This window comes from Permianibacter aggregans, assembly GCF_009756665.1.
Classification (GTDB): Bacteria; Pseudomonadota; Gammaproteobacteria; order Enterobacterales; family Permianibacteraceae; genus Permianibacter; species Permianibacter aggregans.
The window spans coordinates 212,409-226,803 of sequence record NZ_CP037953.1 but is presented as its reverse complement, the minus strand read 5'-3'; the positions used below and the strand labels follow the sequence as shown (position 1 = coordinate 226,803).

The following is a 14,395-nucleotide window of genomic DNA, read 5'->3' as shown; positions in this document are numbered from 1 at the left end:
CGGGCTTTCGGCTTTGCCTCCAACATCGTTACAAAACTTGTCTGTTCAACGATAGATGGTTGATTTTTCTGTATTTTCCTGTGAGCAACGGTAAAATTGCCGGCATTCGGCGCATGGCCCTTGAGGTGTTCCAAAACCAGGAACCAGCCTGCCGCCGCCAAGAGGTCCAACCATGCTTCGCATCAATGAACTGCGCCTGCCGATCGACCATTCACCCGAGGCCCTGCTGACCGAAGTTGCCAAGCGGCTAAAACTGCCGGAATCTCGTATCAAGCGCTACGAGGTGTTCAAGCGCAGTTACGACGCCCGCAAAAAGTCGCAGCAATTGATGCTGATCTACAGCGTTGATGTCGAGGTCGAGAATCCTAAAGCCGTCATGGCCAAACTGCGCCAGGATCGCCATATCCTGCCGTCACCGGATATGGCCTACAAGTTTGTTGCGCAAGCACCCAGCACGCCGTTTCACCGCCCGATTGTCATTGGCATGGGGCCTTGTGGCATGTTTGTCGGGCTGATCCTGGCGCAAATGGGATTTCGGCCGATCATCCTTGAGCGCGGCAAGGTGGTGCGCGAGCGCACCAAGGACACCTGGGGTCTGTGGCGCAAGCGCATTCTGCATACCGAATCGAACGTGCAGTTCGGTGAGGGCGGGGCCGGCACGTTTTCCGACGGCAAGTTATACAGCCAAATCAAAGATCCGAAATTCTACGGCCGCAAAGTGATGGCTGAGTTCGTCAAGGCCGGTGCGCCAGAAGAAATCATGTACGTGTCGAAACCTCATATCGGCACGTTTCGTTTGGTGACGATGGTTGAGAATATTCGCGCGACCATTGAGTCGCTTGGCGGCGAAATCCGCTTTCAATCAAAAGTCACCGACGTCGTACTCGATGATCGCCAGGTGCGCGGTGTCGTGCTGGAAAATGGCGAGCAACTGCGCAGCGATCATGTCGTGTTCGCGCTCGGGCATAGTGCCCGCGACACGATGAAAATGTTGTTTGAGCGCGGCGTGTTCATGGAAGCAAAACCGTTTTCCATTGGTTTTCGCATTGAACACCCGCAGTCGCTAATCGACAACGCGCGCTTCGGTAAATTCGCTGGCCACCCGTTGCTGGGTGCTGCCGACTACAAGCTGGTGCATCACGCCAGCAACGGCCGTGCGGTCTACAGCTTCTGTATGTGTCCTGGCGGCACCGTCGTCGCGGCAACCTCGGAAGAGCGTCGCGTCGTGACCAACGGCATGAGCCAGTATTCGCGCAATGAACGCAATGCCAATGCCGGCATTGTCGTTGGCATTACCCCCGAAGATTATCCGGGCGGTGTGCTGGCCGGCATCGATTTTCAACGACAGCTGGAATCACAGGCATTTGTGCTCGGCGGCGAAGATTATTCGGCACCAGCACAGCGCGTTGGCGATTTTTTGCAAGGCGTGGCTTCAACTCAAGTTGGTGAGGTCGAGCCTTCGTATAAACCCGGCGTCAAATGGACTTCGCTGTTACCAGCGCTACCGGAATACGCCATCAAAGCGATGCAAGAGGCGTTGCCGGCATTCGATGCCCAGATTCATGGCTTTGCGATGCATGATGCAGTACTGACTGGTGTTGAAACCCGCACTTCATCGCCCGTGCGCATCACTCGTGGTGAGGGCCTGCAAAGCCTGAATACCAAGGGCCTTTATCCGGCTGGCGAGGGCGCAGGTTATGCCGGCGGTATTCTCTCGGCTGGTGTTGACGGCATCAAGGTCGCTGAAGCGGTGGCACTTTCGATTGTCAGCAATCGGTAATAAATTTTTTGCTTTTTACTTTGATCCGTAATGAAAATATAGTACGTATATACTGGACAATCGCGGCGGTTTCGGTTGTGTTTACCGGCACAAATTTTCGGAACCGTCTATACTGGTACTATTGCTTATCCGGGTAGTGAGAGAATAACCGTGTTACGTTCACTACATTGCCAACTCTTTTTTCATGCTGGGGCACTGAAGAAAGCGCCTTACAGCAGCCGTGACCCGGCTGTCTGAATCTCTCATTGTTTTTCGGCGTGCCGCAGCGCATCCATTCCGTTAACGTTCAGTCATATCAGCCGTAGAGCGCGCAGACCGCTGAAGTACTGCTACGCCCGCTGACCGTCGAAGAACTCATCATCCAGTCCGTTCGTTTTGCTGCGTCTAGGTATGCAGGCGATTGGCGGATCGACTTATCATTCGTCAATGCTTGCAACCTGAGGTGACTTTGTCGACCAGGAGGTTGCTATGTGCCATCGGTTTACTGTCTTCATATTATTGATTGGCGGTTTTGTGCTGTCCGAATCTGCGTTCGCGCTGAACTGGATGTCAGGTCAGAAGCTGGTCGACTCCTGTAGCGCCTATCAGCAAAACAGCAATGATGAAAAAAGCATGTTTTGTGCGAGCTACGTGCAGGGTTTTCTCGAAGGTGCTGAAGCAACCGATGCCATTGTCGAAAAGACCGTACGTGCCGAGTATCAGGAAGATCTGAGCAGTTACGAAAAGCGGGCAATGAAGACCCGTCTCGGCGAACGACGCAAGCGCTTTGGTGCTACGTCTTACGCGCACTACTGCATTGATCCGGGCGTCAATATTGGCCAGGTGATCAACGGTGTGCAACAGCACCTGAAAGCTCATCCGGATATTAGGAACCTGGGTGCCCGTGACATTTTGTACGCGGCGTTGATCAGTCAATTTCCGTGCAAGTAGCGCGAAACAAACATTAAAGAGACGCCAATGAAACGCTCGATTGCGTTGTATCTGACGCTATTTCTGGCATGGCTGTTGTGGTCAGGCATTTATCAGCCGCTGCTGATCTCACTCGGACTGGGGTCCTGCTTGCTGGTGGTGTTGATTATGCGCCATCTGCGTGCTGTCGATGACGAAAGTGTGCCGCTGGAAGTGCTGCGCCGAATTCTGTGGTATTGGGCGTGGCTGCTGAAGGAAATCATCCAGGCCAATATTCAGGTCATTCGAATCGTTATCGATCCGAAGCTGCCGATTTCTCCGCAGGTGATCGAGTTGCACACCGGTAGTCGCTCGGAAATGCTGAACGTTATCTACGGCAACTCGATCACGCTGACGCCGGGTTCGACGACCATCGATCTGCAGGAGGACACCTTGCTGGTGCATTGCCTGACCGAAGAAGGCGCTCAGCAATTGCAGGCCGAGCAAATGCTGAGGCATGTCAAGAAACTGGAGCATCGCTGATGTACATCGCCGCTTCGCTGGCTATTCTGGTGACGATGACGCTGGCCATTGCCCGCGCGTTGCTTGGACCAACCGTTTACGATCGGATTCTGGCCGTCAATTTGTTTGGCACCAAAACCGTTTTGCTGCTGGCGGTTATCGCGTTCCTGTATGGCCGACCGGATTTTCTGGATTTGGCGCTCGCCTATGCGCTGATCAATTTTATTGGGGTGTTGGCCGTACTGGAGTTCATTCAAAACCGCGGCATTCGTGAGAAGGCCCAGCGTGCGGCGAAAGGAGAATGAGCATGGCGACGGTGCTCGATGTAATCACCTGGATGATGTTGTCACTTGGCGGTTTGGTCATGCTGATTGGCGGCATCGGTATTCTGCGCATGCCGGATTTTTACTCACGTCTGCATCCGGCCAGCATCACTGACACGCTGGCATCGCTGTTGATTCTGGGGGGCATCGTTCTGCAAGCGGGCTGGAGTCTGGCTTCGCTGAAAATCGCTGCCATTTTGTTGTTTTTATTGTTTACCAATCCTGCGGCGAGTTATGCCTTGGCCAATGCGGCCTGGACAGCCGGGTTGCGTCCTGAGACCAAGACCAATAACAAGGAGTAGGGCATGTTCATCCTGTTCGGGGTGTTTTTGCTGACATTTCTGATCATCATTTCGATTGCCATTATTCGAGTAAAAAGCTTGTTCTCGGCCGTTATGTTGTCAGGTATTTTCAGCCTGCTGATGGCAGCGAACTTTTTCATTCTCGATGCTGCCGACGTGGCGTTGACCGAGGCAGCGATTGGCGCTGGCATCACCACGGTGTTGTTTCTTGCCGCGTTGGCTCTGACCCGCGAAACCGAGCAGCGCGAAACCCACTCCCGTGTGCCGTTGTTGGTGCTCGCCATCGCTGCGGCGCCGATTATCTTTGCGACGTTCGACAAGCCGAGACTCGGCGATCCGAATGCGCCGGTGCATCAACATGTTGCCCCTTGGTATCTGGAGAAAACTCCCGAACTGATCGGTATTCCCAACGTGGTAACGGCGGTGTTGGGCTCGTTTCGTGGTTACGACACCCTGGGAGAAGTGTTCGTCATTTTCACCGCGGGTATCGGTGTGTTGTTCGTATTTGGCGTGCATCAACGCAAGGCGGCCATTTCCGGCGGCGAGCTGGCGCAGCAGGCGCGCGGCATACGGCATCATCTTATTCCGCGCATTATCGGCAAGATTTTCATTCCGGTGATTTTATTGTTCGCGTTGTATGTGCAATTTCACGGCGAATATGGGCCGGGCGGTGGTTTTCAGGCCGGCGCTATATTTGCTGCCGGTTTGATTCTTTACAGTCTGCTTGAGGGGGTCGACAAAGCGCTGCAGAAATTTCCGCCGAAAGTATTACCGTGGTTTGTTGCCTCAGGTGCCTTGCTGTACGCGCTGGTGGGATTTGTCTGCTTGGCTTTGGGGGGCAACTTTCTTGATTACTCGGTGCTGCACAGCAACCCGGTTGTCGGTCAGCATATCGGTTTGATTCTGATTGAGATCGGTGTTGGCGTGACCGTGTTTGGAGTCATGTTGTCGATTTTTCTGGCGTTCGCCGCGAGGGAAAGCAAATGACCGAAATGTCCGAGTTCGCCGAATTATTCGGCCTGTTCAATTATTGGGTGTTTATCGTGCTGTTGTTGATTGGCTTGTACACGATTATCGCCAAATCCAATTACATTAAACGGCTGATCGGTCTGAATGTTTTTCAGTCGGCCGTGTTCCTGCTTTATATATCGATGGATAAGGTTGAAGGAGGGACGGCGCCGATTATTCTGGATGCGGGCGCCGATCAAATCTTCTCCAATCCGCTGCCACAAGTGTTGATCCTGACCGCCATTGTCGTCGGTATTGCCACGACGGCACTCGGCCTTGCCATCGTCGTGCGCATTCGCGAGCAGTTCGGCTCCATTGAAGAGCAGGACATTCTGGAGATGGAAACGCCCTGATGTCGTTCGCTAACCATGTAATCATTTTTTTGGTGGCAGTGCCGCTGGCTGTCGCGCCAGTTATTTCTCTATTGCGAGTACGTCACCTGCCTTGGCTGATGGCCTGCATCACCAGCCTGTTTGTTTTTGTGTTGAGTATCCAGCTTACCCAAAGCGTGCTGCATAGCGGTGATGTGACGTACGCGCTCGGCTCCTGGCCAGCACCCTACGGCATTGAGCTACGCGCCGGCGCCTTGACTGCGATGATGACAGTGATTGTCTCTGGTGTGTCGACGATGGCGTTGTGGTTTGGCCGTTACGGCATTTACGTCGAGGTCGGTGAACAACGCGCCCATTATTTCTATGCCGCCTGGATGCTGGTGTTGGCCGGCTTACTCGGCATCGCCGTCACCGGCGATGCGTTCAACGTATTTGTGTTCATGGAAATTTCATCACTGGCGACCTATGTGCTGATCGCCGGCGGTCCGGATCGGCGGGCGCTGACGGCGGTGCTGAAGTATTTGATCATGGGCACGATAGGGGCAACGTTTTACCTGATCGGCGTTGGCCTCGTTTATATGATGACCGGAACGTTGAATTTCGCTGATATGGAAATACGCCTTGCCGATGTTGAGAATTTGCGGCCAGTGTTGGTGGCTGCTGGGTTTATCACTGTTGGATTGGCGTTGAAGGCGGCGATCTTCCCACTGCATGTCTGGATGCCGAATGCCTATACCTATGCACCGAGTGCCGTTGCAGTATTCCTGTCGGCCTGCTCAACGAAAATTGCTCTGTTTATTCTGTTGAAGTTTGATTTCTTTGTATTTCAGAAGAATCTTGCCGGCCACGATGTCCAGTTTTCCTGGTTCCTGATGCCGCTCGCCGCGATCGCGATTATTTTCGGCAGCGCGGTCGCCATCAATGAGAACAATATCAAGCGCCTGCTTGGCTACTCATCCGTGGCGCAGCTTGGCTATATCCTGATGGGCGCGAGTTTCGTCACCTATCTCGGCTTGAGTGGCGGCATTCTCCATATTTTCAATCATGCGCTGATCAAGGCAACACTTTTCATGGCTGTTGCCTGTGTGTTCTATCGGGTGCGTAGTGCCGAGCTGAAAGACTTTGCCGGCATTGCGCAAAAAATGCCGTGGACGATGGCGGCATTTGTGCTCGCGGGTGTGGCATTGATTGGTGTGCCGTTTACCGCCGGATTCACCTCGAAATGGCTGCTGATCAAGGCGGCGCTGGAAGCTGGGGTTGTCGGCTATCTGTTATTGGCAGTCGTGCTGATTGGTTCGTTGATGGCGCTGGTTTATGTGTGGAAAGTGGTGGAGCTGGCTTATTTCAAACCGGCGACTGCTGATTTGTCGCGCGTCAGCGAAGCGCCGCTGATGATGCGTATACCGCTTTGGATTATGGTGTTGATGACCTTGTATTTTGGTATTGACCCCAGCTATCCGGTGAGGCTGGCCAATGCGGCGGCCGTGAGCTTGTTGGGGCATTTGTCATGACCGCCACCAGCCTGTTTCTGTTGATTTTGACGCCGCTGTTCGGCGGTGTGTTGTTGTTGCTGGCCAATCGCCGCCCCAATCTGCGCGAATCGATTACCTTAATCACGGCGACGCTGTTGATTGCTCAGCTAGCCTTGATATTGCAGAGCTGGTGGGCGCAGGAGTTGCTGCCAGAATGGCGTTATGACTGGTTGCCGGGTTTGAGTTTTTATTTTCGTTTTGACGCGCTGGGTTTGATCTTTGCCGGTTTGGCGTCGCTGTTGTGGCTGGTCAATTCCATTTATTCCATCGGCTACATGCGCGGCAACGAAGAGGCTAATCAAACCCGGTTCTATTTCTTTTTCACGGTAGCGATTGCCGCGACGATGGGCGTGGCGATGGCGGGTAATCTGCTGACGCTGTTTTTCTTTTATGAGTTGCTGACGCTATCGACCTATCCTTTGGTTACTCACAAAGGCGATGAGCGCACGGTCAAATCGGCCCGTGTCTATCTTGGCATTCTGCTGACCAGTTCCATCGCGCTCTTTCTGCCGGCGATTATCTGGACATCGGTGCTTGCTGGCACCAGTGATTTTCGCGTTGGCGGCATTTTCCCGGAAACAGTCAGTGCGACGGTACTCAGCGTTTTGTTGCTGCTTTATCTGTTCGGTATCGGAAAAGCGGCGGTGATGCCGGTACATCGCTGGCTGCCGGCAGCAATGGTGGCTCCAACACCGGTCAGTGCTTTGCTGCATGCAGTCGCGGTCGTCAAGGCCGGTGTCTTTACGATCATCAAAGTGGTCGTATTGATTTTCGGCATCGATGTCCTGGCCGCATTGCCAGTTAGTGAATTAGCCATTTGGTTGGCCTCGTTCACCACGGTTGCCGCCAGTGTCGTCGCACTGCGTCAGCAGAATCTAAAGCGACTGTTGGCGTACTCGACGATTGGCCAATTGGCCTATGTCGTGCTTGCGGCGCTGCTGACCACGCGCACGGCCGAGGCCGGCGCCGCATTGCATCTGGTGGTGCATGGCTTCGGCAAGATCACCTTGTTCTTTGCCGCCGGTGCGATTTATGTTGCCTCCGGCAAAACCGAGTTGCACCAGTTGAACGGTATTGGCCGTCTGATGCCGGTAACGATGGTGGCATTTGCGATTGGCGCGTTGTCGATGATCGGCGTGCCACCAACGGCTGGTTTTATTTCGAAATGGTTCATGATCAGCGGCGCATTGGAAGCCGGCAGTGTCGTCGCGCTGACAGCGCTATTGCTCAGCACGGCTTTGAACGCCGGTTATTTTCTGCCGGTAGTTTATCGCGCGTTCTGGTTGCCGGCAGCGGAAAACGATCGCCATGGTGAGGCGCCGTGGCCAGCAGTGTTGGCGCTGTCAATCACGGCGTTGCTGACGCTGGCCTTGTTCTGGTTCCATTCGCCACTGCTGACGCTGGCCTGGCAATTTCTGGAAGGAGCTTCGTCATGAGTGACAACGATCAAAACGTGCACTGGTTGATGCGGCCAAGCACCATTCGACGCATTTGGTGGCTATTCGCTGGTGTGCTGGCGCTGACGGTCATTGCCCAGTTCTGGGTGCCGGTGAAAGGGTATTTCGGTGTCGATTCGCTGTTTGCCTTTGCCGCGCTGTACGGTTTTCTTTCCTGTGTGGCGATGGTGTTTGTTGCCAAATTGCTCGGCATGCTGTTGAAACGCGATGAGGATTATTACCGTGATTGAAACGCTGCCACCTGCTTTGTGGTTATTCGCCGGTGCGTTAAGTTTTTGCCTGCTGCCGGAGCGGTTGCGTTTACCCGCCGTATTGATTTGGCCAGCGCTCGCCTGGTTTTTTGCCTGGCAGTTGCCAGACGGCGTGCAGCTGACCGGTTCACTGCTGCAGTTTGAACTGCAGTGGGTAGAAGCTTCCACGGTGCGCCGGCTGTTCGCAACGGTGTTCTGTTTGATGACGCTGGTAGGTGGCGTTTATGCGTATCGTCATGCCAGTCGTACCGAGCTGGCTTCTGCTTTTGCCTATGCGGCTGGTGCGCTCGGTGTGTGCTTTTCCGGCGATTTGATCACACTGTTTGTTTTCTGGGAAATGATGGCGATCTTTTCCACTGCCGTGGTCTGGTGTGGCAATACCGAGGAATCTCGCAAGGCCGGCATTCGCTACGCGCTGGTGCATTTGCTCGGCGGCGTCATTCTGAAATTCGGCATCATTCTGCTGATTAACGAAACCGGCTCTACCGAAGTCAGAGCGCTGACGCTCGGTAGTGCCGGCACCTGGTTGATGTTGATTGGTGTGCTGATCAACGCTGCGGCGCCGCCGTTTTCTGCCTGGCTTGCTGACGCCTATCCCGAGGCGAGTCCGAGTGGCACCGTGTTCCTGAGTGCTTACACAACGAAAACCGCCGTCTTGTGTTTGATTCTGCTTTTTCCGGGCGCGACGATACTGATTCCGGTCGGTTTGTACATGGTGTTCTACGGCATCATTTACGCGCTGCTGGAAAATGATATGCGCCGCATCCTTGCTTATTCGATCGTCAACCAGGTCGGCTTTATGGTTTGCGCGATTGGCATTGGCACCGAAACCGCCATCAACGGCGCTGCAGCGCACGCGTTTGCTCACATCATTTATAAAGCCTTGCTGATGATGAGTGCCGGCGCTGTGCTATTGCGCACCGGCAAACGCAAGTGCTCGGATTTGGGCGGTCTGTATCAAACGATGCCGCTGGCAATGTGGTGTGGCGTCATTGGTGCATTGGCGATTTCCAGTTTTCCGTTTACTTCTGGTTATACGACCAAGTCGTTGATAAGCGTGGCCGCGCAAGAGCAGGGCATGATGGTGGTTTACTTCCTGCTGGCGGCGGCATCTGCGGGTGTGTTTTTGCATGCCGGTATCAAGTTTCCGTGGTTTGTCTTTTTCCAGAAAGATTCCGGCATGCGGCCAAAAGATGCGCCGCTGAACATGTCGGTGGCGATGCTGATCATGTCAGCGATTTGTTTGTTGCTCGGCCTATTTCCACAATGGATTTATCCGCATCTGCCTTACCCGGTTGCTTATGAACCCTACAAAGCCGACAAGCTGATTTTCTATTTCCAGTTGCTGTTGTTCTCTGGTCTGGCGTTTTTCCTGTTGCTGCCATGGATGAAGCGGACATTGACCATCACACTCGATACTGATTGGCTTTATCGGCGGGCATTGAATGCGTGCGCGGCATGGTGCTTGCGATGCTGGCAAGCACTGCAGCAGTTTGTTGGCGATGAGTCGCGCCGCCTGGACCGCTGGAAAAACGCCACTCGTGCGCTGTTCAGTCAGGGCGGCGTTCTGGCTGCAACCTGGTCGATTGGCGTGACGGTATTGCTGCTGGTCGTGTTGTTGACCATTTATATCGTGTTCTACTACGTCCAGTAAGGATATAAAAAACGTAACAATTTACCCCATGTCAGGCGGTTCTCCGCCCAACTGAGCTGTGCTACTGTCTTGGCGCTTCATCGTTCTTCGAGACGTTTGAATTCGCCATAACAAGGACAGCAAAATCATGAAACTTCATCGACTTACGGTATTGTCCAGTCTGTTGGCCAGTGCGCTGATCATGGCCGCTTGCTCATCGGAGCAGGCGCCGGCAGAGCAAGCTTCAACGGTATCAACGGAAAAAACTGGTGCAGCCGAGCAAACCAAAGCACCCAGCCAATATGATGCCAAAACCTTTTACGAAACCGTCACGTATGGCGGCAGCTCAATCAACCATACCGGAGATGCCGTGTTGCAACATTCCGATGAAACCGGCGTCTTCAATCTTTACAAAGTGTCGCTGGTGGATGGGAGTCGCAGCCAGCTGACGAAATCGACCGAGGAAAGTCTGTTCGCCGTCAGCTTCTTTCCGCAGGATGATCGGGTGCTGTACAGCGCCGACAAAGGCGGCAATGAACTTGACCATCTCTACGTGCTTGAGCTGGATGGCAACGTGAAGGATTTGACGCCAGGCGAGAATCTGAAAGCGATGTTCAATCGCTTCTCGGTCGATGGTAAATATTTTTATGTGTACACCAATGAGCGCGATCCGAAATTTTTCGACGTCTATCGTTACGACAGCAAAACCTATGCGCGCGAAATGATTTACCAGAACAAGGATGGCCTGCAGCCTACAGCATTGTCATCGGATGGCCGCTGGCTGGCGCTGAGCAAATCCAACAACAATGCCGACAGCGATATCCTGATTGTTGATCTGCAAAGCAAAACGCCATCGCCGACGCTGATCAGCAAACACGAAGGGTTTATCCAGTATTCGCCTGAATCATTCACACCGGATAACCAGTCGTTGATTTACACGACGGACGCCGAAGGTGAGTTTTTTCAGGCCTATCAATTTGATTTGAATACGGCGGCGCACAAGCCATATCTTTCCGCCGACTGGGATATCAGCTTCATTTATTTCTCCGATGACGGTCGTTTTCGTGTTCACGGCATCAATGCCGATGCGTCAACGCAAATCACCATTTACGACATGAAAGTCTCACAACCGCTGAATCTGCCAGCGATGCCCGCAGGCGATATGCGTGGCGTCAGTTTTTCTGATGACGGCAAGCGCATGGCGTTTTACCTGAACGGCGATACCTCACCATCGAATCTCTATGTTTATGATCTGGAGAAAAACGATGTGCGCCGTTTGACCAATGCCTTGAGCGCCGCCATTGATGAATCGGATCTGGTCGCCAGTGAAGTGGTTCGCTACGACAGCACCGACAAGCTGAAGATTCCGGCCCTACAGTTCAAGCCGCATCAGGCCAGCGCGGATAAGAAAGTACCGGGCATCATCTATATTCACGGTGGTCCGGGCGGGCAGACCCGCAAGGGGTACAACCCGATCATTCAGCATCTGGTCAATCATGGTTACGCGGTGCTTGGCGTCAATAATCGCGGCTCCTCCGGTTACGGTAAAACTTTCTTTCATCTTGATGATAAAAAGCATGGCGAGAAAGATCTGGAAGACATCGTCGCAGCGAAAACCTATTTGCAATCGCTGCCTTGGATTGACGATGACAAGATCGTTGTCATGGGCGGCAGCTATGGTGGTTACCTGACGATGGCGGCGTTAGCGTTCACCAATGAGTTCCAGGCCGGCATCAATATTTTCGGTGTGACCAATTGGTTGCGCACGCTGGAATCGATTCCGCCATGGTGGGCAAGTTTCCGTGATTCACTGTACGCCGAAATGGGCGACCCAGCGACTGATAAAGAACGCCTGCATCGCATATCACCACTGTTCCACGCGAAAAATGTCAAGGTACCGGTTCTGGTCGTGCAGGGCGCCAATGATCCGCGGGTATTGCAGGTCGAGAGTGATGAGATCGTCGCGGCCATCAAGGAGAACGGTGTACCGGTGGAATACGTCTTGTTCCCCGATGAGGGCCACGGCTTCTCGAAGAAAGCCAACCGCATCGCGGCCGCAGAAGCGTATCTGAAATTCCTGGATACGCATGTTCGTCATGCGTCATCAGCGCCGCAGCAAGCCGCGCAAAACTAAAACACTACAACATAAAAAAAGCCGACCATTTGGTCGGCTTTTTTTAATCGGTGGCAGCCGTTACCTGCAGCTCGACCAAATATCCTGGGTCGGCCATCACCGCTTGCACGCAGGCTCTGGATGGTGCGGTACCGGTTGGCACCCAGCGATCCCAGATCGCATTGAACTCGCCAATCTGCTTGATGTCTTTCAGGAAAATCGTTACCGACAACAAGCGTGTTTTATCACTGCCGGCGTTTTTCAATGTACTTTCAAGTTGCGTCAGCACTTGCTGCGTTTGCTGGGGCAAATCGCTGTCGGTATTCTCTGCGACTTCCACGCAATAAACCGTGCCGTTGTGAATGACGGCATCGGACCAGCGCACCGTAGTACCCAGGCGTTTGATAGGCATTTTTCTGCTCCTTGACGAAAGCGGTTGATTATCGCTCAACGATAGCGTGTTGCGGTATCCTTGAATCCATTCTTGTATCCGGGATGGCCACGACGGGTTACCAACATGATTGATTTACGAAGCGATACGGTCACCAAGCCAGCGCCAGGCATGCGCAAGGCGATGCACGATGCCGAAGTAGGGGATGATGTATTCGGTGATGATCCAACGGTTAATCGCCTGCAAGCGGTGTTGGCCGAGCGTTTGGGGTTTGAGGCCGGGCTTTTTGTTGCCAGCGGCACACAATCGAATCTGATTGGACTAATGACCCATTGTCAGCGCGGTGATGAATACATCGTCGGTCAGGAAGCCCATACCTACAAATACGAAGCCGGCGGTGCCGCCGTATTGGGTAGCATTCAACCACAACCGCTGGAACACGCCGCCGATGGCAGTATTCCGCTGGAAAAAATCCGCAAGGCTGTCAAACCGGATGACGCGCACTTTGCCCGCAGCCGTTTGCTGGCGCTGGAAAACACCATTGGTGGAAAAATTCTGCCGCAATCCTATGTTGAACAGGCCTGTTCCTTAGCTCGTGAACATCGGTTGGCTACGCATCTTGATGGCGCGCGGTTTTTCAATGCAGCGGTTGAGAGTCAGCAATCCGAGCATGAGCTATTAAAGCATTTCGACTCCGTTTCGATTTGCTTGTCGAAAGGGCTTGGTGCGCCGGTAGGTTCGGTATTGCTCGGCTCGAAAGCCTATATCGAGCAAGCCAAACGGTGGCGGAAGATGCTCGGCGGTGGCATGAGACAGGCAGGCATTCTTGCCGCTGCTGGTCTCTATGCGTTGGAGCATCATGTAAAACGCTTGCGCGACGATCATCAACGCGCACGACAGCTTTTTGATGGCATAAAAGATTTGCCGTGGCTACAAGCCGACGAGCCGATGACCAATATGGTGTTTGTCGATATCAAGCAAGAACAAGCCGATAAATTCCAACAGTATCTGGCAAAAAAGGGCGTAGCGGTAACGGGGCTTTATCGTTTGCGCTTTGTGACGCATCTGGATATCCGCAGCGAGCAAATCCAGAAAACTATCCAGATCATCCGCGAGTTTACGGCAAACACATGAACAACAAGGCTCGTGACTTAACGGCGGTTGCGTTACTGGCACCGGCACCCACATTCGGCGTATTGTCCGCGCTGCTATTCAGCGAATCGCTACTGGGCTCGGTGTTATGGGCGGTTGCCAAAGCCTGGATGCTGCTATTGCCGCTCTGTTGGTGGTTTTGGGTTGATCGCCAGCGCGTCTGCATCAGTCGGCCAACCGTCAGTTCTTTACTTGTTGGCGCTGGAAGCGGTCTGTTGATGGCGGCTGCGATCGTTGTTGCGTTCTGGCTGGTTGGCGTTAATGACAGTCAACAACAACTGGTGCAGAACCAATTACGTGATGTTGGCATTGTTTCGCCGTTCATTTATCTGACGATGGCGTTGTATTGGTGTTTCATCAACAGCATCGTTGAAGAATATGTTTTCCGCTGGTTTATCATCGAGAAAAGCCTGCCGCATCTGGGACGGATGATGGCTGTCGTGTTATCAGCGACGATTTTCACCATTCATCACACCGTCGTTGTATCGTTCTTTCTGGATTTGCGCGAAGTCTTGCTGGCGACGGCTGGGGTGTTCAGCGCAGCACTGGTATGGAGTTGGCTCTACGCACGCTACGGCAATATCTGGCCGGCGTACATCAGCCATATTTTGGCTGATGTCGCCATTTTCGTGATTCTTTATCAGATTTTGTTCGACTGAAAGTCGATGTAACGGAACGATTCGTTCATCAGACTTCTATTTGTTGCAGGCG

15 protein-coding genes are annotated in these 14,395 nt (G+C 53.4%); 14 read left to right on the top strand and 1 reads right to left on the bottom strand.

From position 1 onward, the window contains the following. Window positions 1-172: 172 nt before the first annotated feature. The 12 genes from E2H98_RS01065 (at window position 173) to E2H98_RS01010 (ending at window position 12,162) form a co-directional block, all read left to right on the top strand. Window positions 173-1,780, top strand: coding sequence for an NAD(P)/FAD-dependent oxidoreductase (locus E2H98_RS01065; RefSeq protein ID WP_133589804.1), 1,608 nt, complete (start codon window positions 173-175; stop codon window positions 1,778-1,780). A 468-nt stretch (window positions 1,781-2,248) separates the two neighbouring features. Then, window positions 2,249-2,710, top strand: coding sequence for a Rap1a/Tai family immunity protein (locus tag E2H98_RS01060; protein ID WP_133589802.1), 462 nt, complete (start codon window positions 2,249-2,251; stop codon window positions 2,708-2,710). Window positions 2,711-2,737: 27 nt separating this feature from the next. Further along, window positions 2,738-3,211 (top strand): Na+/H+ antiporter subunit E, encoded by a 474-nt coding sequence (locus E2H98_RS01055; RefSeq protein WP_133589800.1) that lies wholly within the window; start codon window positions 2,738-2,740, stop codon window positions 3,209-3,211. Then, window positions 3,211-3,495 carry a monovalent cation/H+ antiporter complex subunit F gene (locus tag E2H98_RS01050; RefSeq protein WP_198325199.1) on the top strand — a complete coding sequence of 95 codons (285 nt, stop codon included), beginning with the start codon at window positions 3,211-3,213 and terminating at the stop codon, window positions 3,493-3,495. Before E2H98_RS01055 ends, E2H98_RS01050 begins: the two co-directional genes overlap by 1 nt. 2 nt (window positions 3,496-3,497) lie before the next feature. After that, complete coding sequence (mnhG, locus tag E2H98_RS01045) at window positions 3,498-3,815, top strand: monovalent cation/H(+) antiporter subunit G (protein WP_133589798.1); 318 nt, start codon at window positions 3,498-3,500, stop codon at window positions 3,813-3,815. 3 nt (window positions 3,816-3,818) lie between these two features. Then, the gene (locus tag E2H98_RS01040) at window positions 3,819-4,802 is read left to right on the top strand and encodes a DUF4040 domain-containing protein (RefSeq protein WP_133589796.1); all 984 of its coding nucleotides are present in this window, start codon (window positions 3,819-3,821) and stop codon (window positions 4,800-4,802) included. Continuing rightward, the gene (locus E2H98_RS01035; RefSeq protein ID WP_133589794.1) at window positions 4,799-5,176 is read left to right on the top strand and encodes a cation:proton antiporter subunit C; all 378 of its coding nucleotides are present in this window, start codon (window positions 4,799-4,801) and stop codon (window positions 5,174-5,176) included. Before E2H98_RS01040 ends, E2H98_RS01035 begins: the two co-directional genes overlap by 4 nt. Continuing rightward, window positions 5,176-6,666: a monovalent cation/H+ antiporter subunit D family protein gene (locus E2H98_RS01030; protein WP_133589792.1), complete on the top strand. Its 1,491-nt coding sequence runs from the start codon at window positions 5,176-5,178 to the stop codon at window positions 6,664-6,666. The genes E2H98_RS01035 and E2H98_RS01030 overlap by 1 nt, the downstream gene beginning before the upstream one ends. Next, window positions 6,663-8,123 carry a proton-conducting transporter transmembrane domain-containing protein gene (locus E2H98_RS01025; protein ID WP_133589790.1) on the top strand — a complete coding sequence of 487 codons (1,461 nt, stop codon included), beginning with the start codon at window positions 6,663-6,665 and terminating at the stop codon, window positions 8,121-8,123. Before E2H98_RS01030 ends, E2H98_RS01025 begins: the two co-directional genes overlap by 4 nt. After that, window positions 8,120-8,374 (top strand): hypothetical protein, encoded by a 255-nt coding sequence (locus tag E2H98_RS01020; protein ID WP_133589788.1) that lies wholly within the window; start codon window positions 8,120-8,122, stop codon window positions 8,372-8,374. The genes E2H98_RS01025 and E2H98_RS01020 overlap by 4 nt, the downstream gene beginning before the upstream one ends. After that, window positions 8,367-10,049: a Na(+)/H(+) antiporter subunit D gene (locus E2H98_RS01015; RefSeq protein WP_198325198.1), complete on the top strand. Its 1,683-nt coding sequence runs from the start codon at window positions 8,367-8,369 to the stop codon at window positions 10,047-10,049. The genes E2H98_RS01020 and E2H98_RS01015 overlap by 8 nt, the downstream gene beginning before the upstream one ends. Window positions 10,050-10,176: 127 nt before the next feature. Next, window positions 10,177-12,162 carry a S9 family peptidase gene (locus E2H98_RS01010; protein ID WP_133589784.1) on the top strand — a complete coding sequence of 662 codons (1,986 nt, stop codon included), beginning with the start codon at window positions 10,177-10,179 and terminating at the stop codon, window positions 12,160-12,162. 43 nt (window positions 12,163-12,205) lie between these two features. On the opposite strand, the gene E2H98_RS01005 is transcribed toward E2H98_RS01010, so the two are convergent. Then, entirely contained in the window at window positions 12,206-12,553 is a 348-nt protein-coding gene (locus E2H98_RS01005; RefSeq protein WP_133589782.1) for a RidA family protein, read from the bottom strand. Between the two features lie 105 nt (window positions 12,554-12,658). On the opposite strand from E2H98_RS01005, the gene ltaE reads away from it, so the two are divergent. Then, window positions 12,659-13,666, top strand: a complete 1,008-nt coding sequence (gene ltaE, locus E2H98_RS01000; RefSeq protein WP_133589780.1) for a low-specificity L-threonine aldolase — start codon at window positions 12,659-12,661, stop codon at window positions 13,664-13,666. Next, the gene (locus tag E2H98_RS00995) at window positions 13,663-14,343 is read left to right on the top strand and encodes a CPBP family intramembrane glutamic endopeptidase (protein WP_133589778.1); all 681 of its coding nucleotides are present in this window, start codon (window positions 13,663-13,665) and stop codon (window positions 14,341-14,343) included. The genes ltaE and E2H98_RS00995 overlap by 4 nt, the downstream gene beginning before the upstream one ends. Window positions 14,344-14,395: the final 52 nt, after the last annotated feature.

Bases quoted from the DNA above. Each gene is read 5' to 3' on its own strand.
- E2H98_RS01065 (WP_133589804.1), top strand. From the start codon at position 173: ATGCTTCGCATCAATGAACTGCGCCTGCCGATCGACCATTCACCCGAG.
- E2H98_RS01060 (WP_133589802.1), top strand. From the start codon at position 2,249: ATGTGCCATCGGTTTACTGTCTTCATATTATTGATTGGCGGTTTTGTG.
- E2H98_RS01055 (WP_133589800.1), top strand. From the start codon at position 2,738: ATGAAACGCTCGATTGCGTTGTATCTGACGCTATTTCTGGCATGGCTG.
- E2H98_RS01050 (WP_198325199.1), top strand. From the start codon at position 3,211: ATGTACATCGCCGCTTCGCTGGCTATTCTGGTGACGATGACGCTGGCC.
- mnhG (WP_133589798.1), top strand. From the start codon at position 3,498: ATGGCGACGGTGCTCGATGTAATCACCTGGATGATGTTGTCACTTGGC.
- E2H98_RS01040 (WP_133589796.1), top strand. From the start codon at position 3,819: ATGTTCATCCTGTTCGGGGTGTTTTTGCTGACATTTCTGATCATCATT.
- E2H98_RS01035 (WP_133589794.1), top strand. From the start codon at position 4,799: ATGACCGAAATGTCCGAGTTCGCCGAATTATTCGGCCTGTTCAATTAT.
- E2H98_RS01030 (WP_133589792.1), top strand. From the start codon at position 5,176: ATGTCGTTCGCTAACCATGTAATCATTTTTTTGGTGGCAGTGCCGCTG.
- E2H98_RS01025 (WP_133589790.1), top strand. From the start codon at position 6,663: ATGACCGCCACCAGCCTGTTTCTGTTGATTTTGACGCCGCTGTTCGGC.
- E2H98_RS01020 (WP_133589788.1), top strand. From the start codon at position 8,120: ATGAGTGACAACGATCAAAACGTGCACTGGTTGATGCGGCCAAGCACC.
- E2H98_RS01010 (WP_133589784.1), top strand. From the start codon at position 10,177: ATGAAACTTCATCGACTTACGGTATTGTCCAGTCTGTTGGCCAGTGCG.
- E2H98_RS01005 (WP_133589782.1), bottom strand. From the start codon at position 12,553: ATGCCTATCAAACGCCTGGGTACTACGGTGCGCTGGTCCGATGCCGTC.
- ltaE (WP_133589780.1), top strand. From the start codon at position 12,659: ATGATTGATTTACGAAGCGATACGGTCACCAAGCCAGCGCCAGGCATG.
- E2H98_RS00995 (WP_133589778.1), top strand. From the start codon at position 13,663: ATGAACAACAAGGCTCGTGACTTAACGGCGGTTGCGTTACTGGCACCG.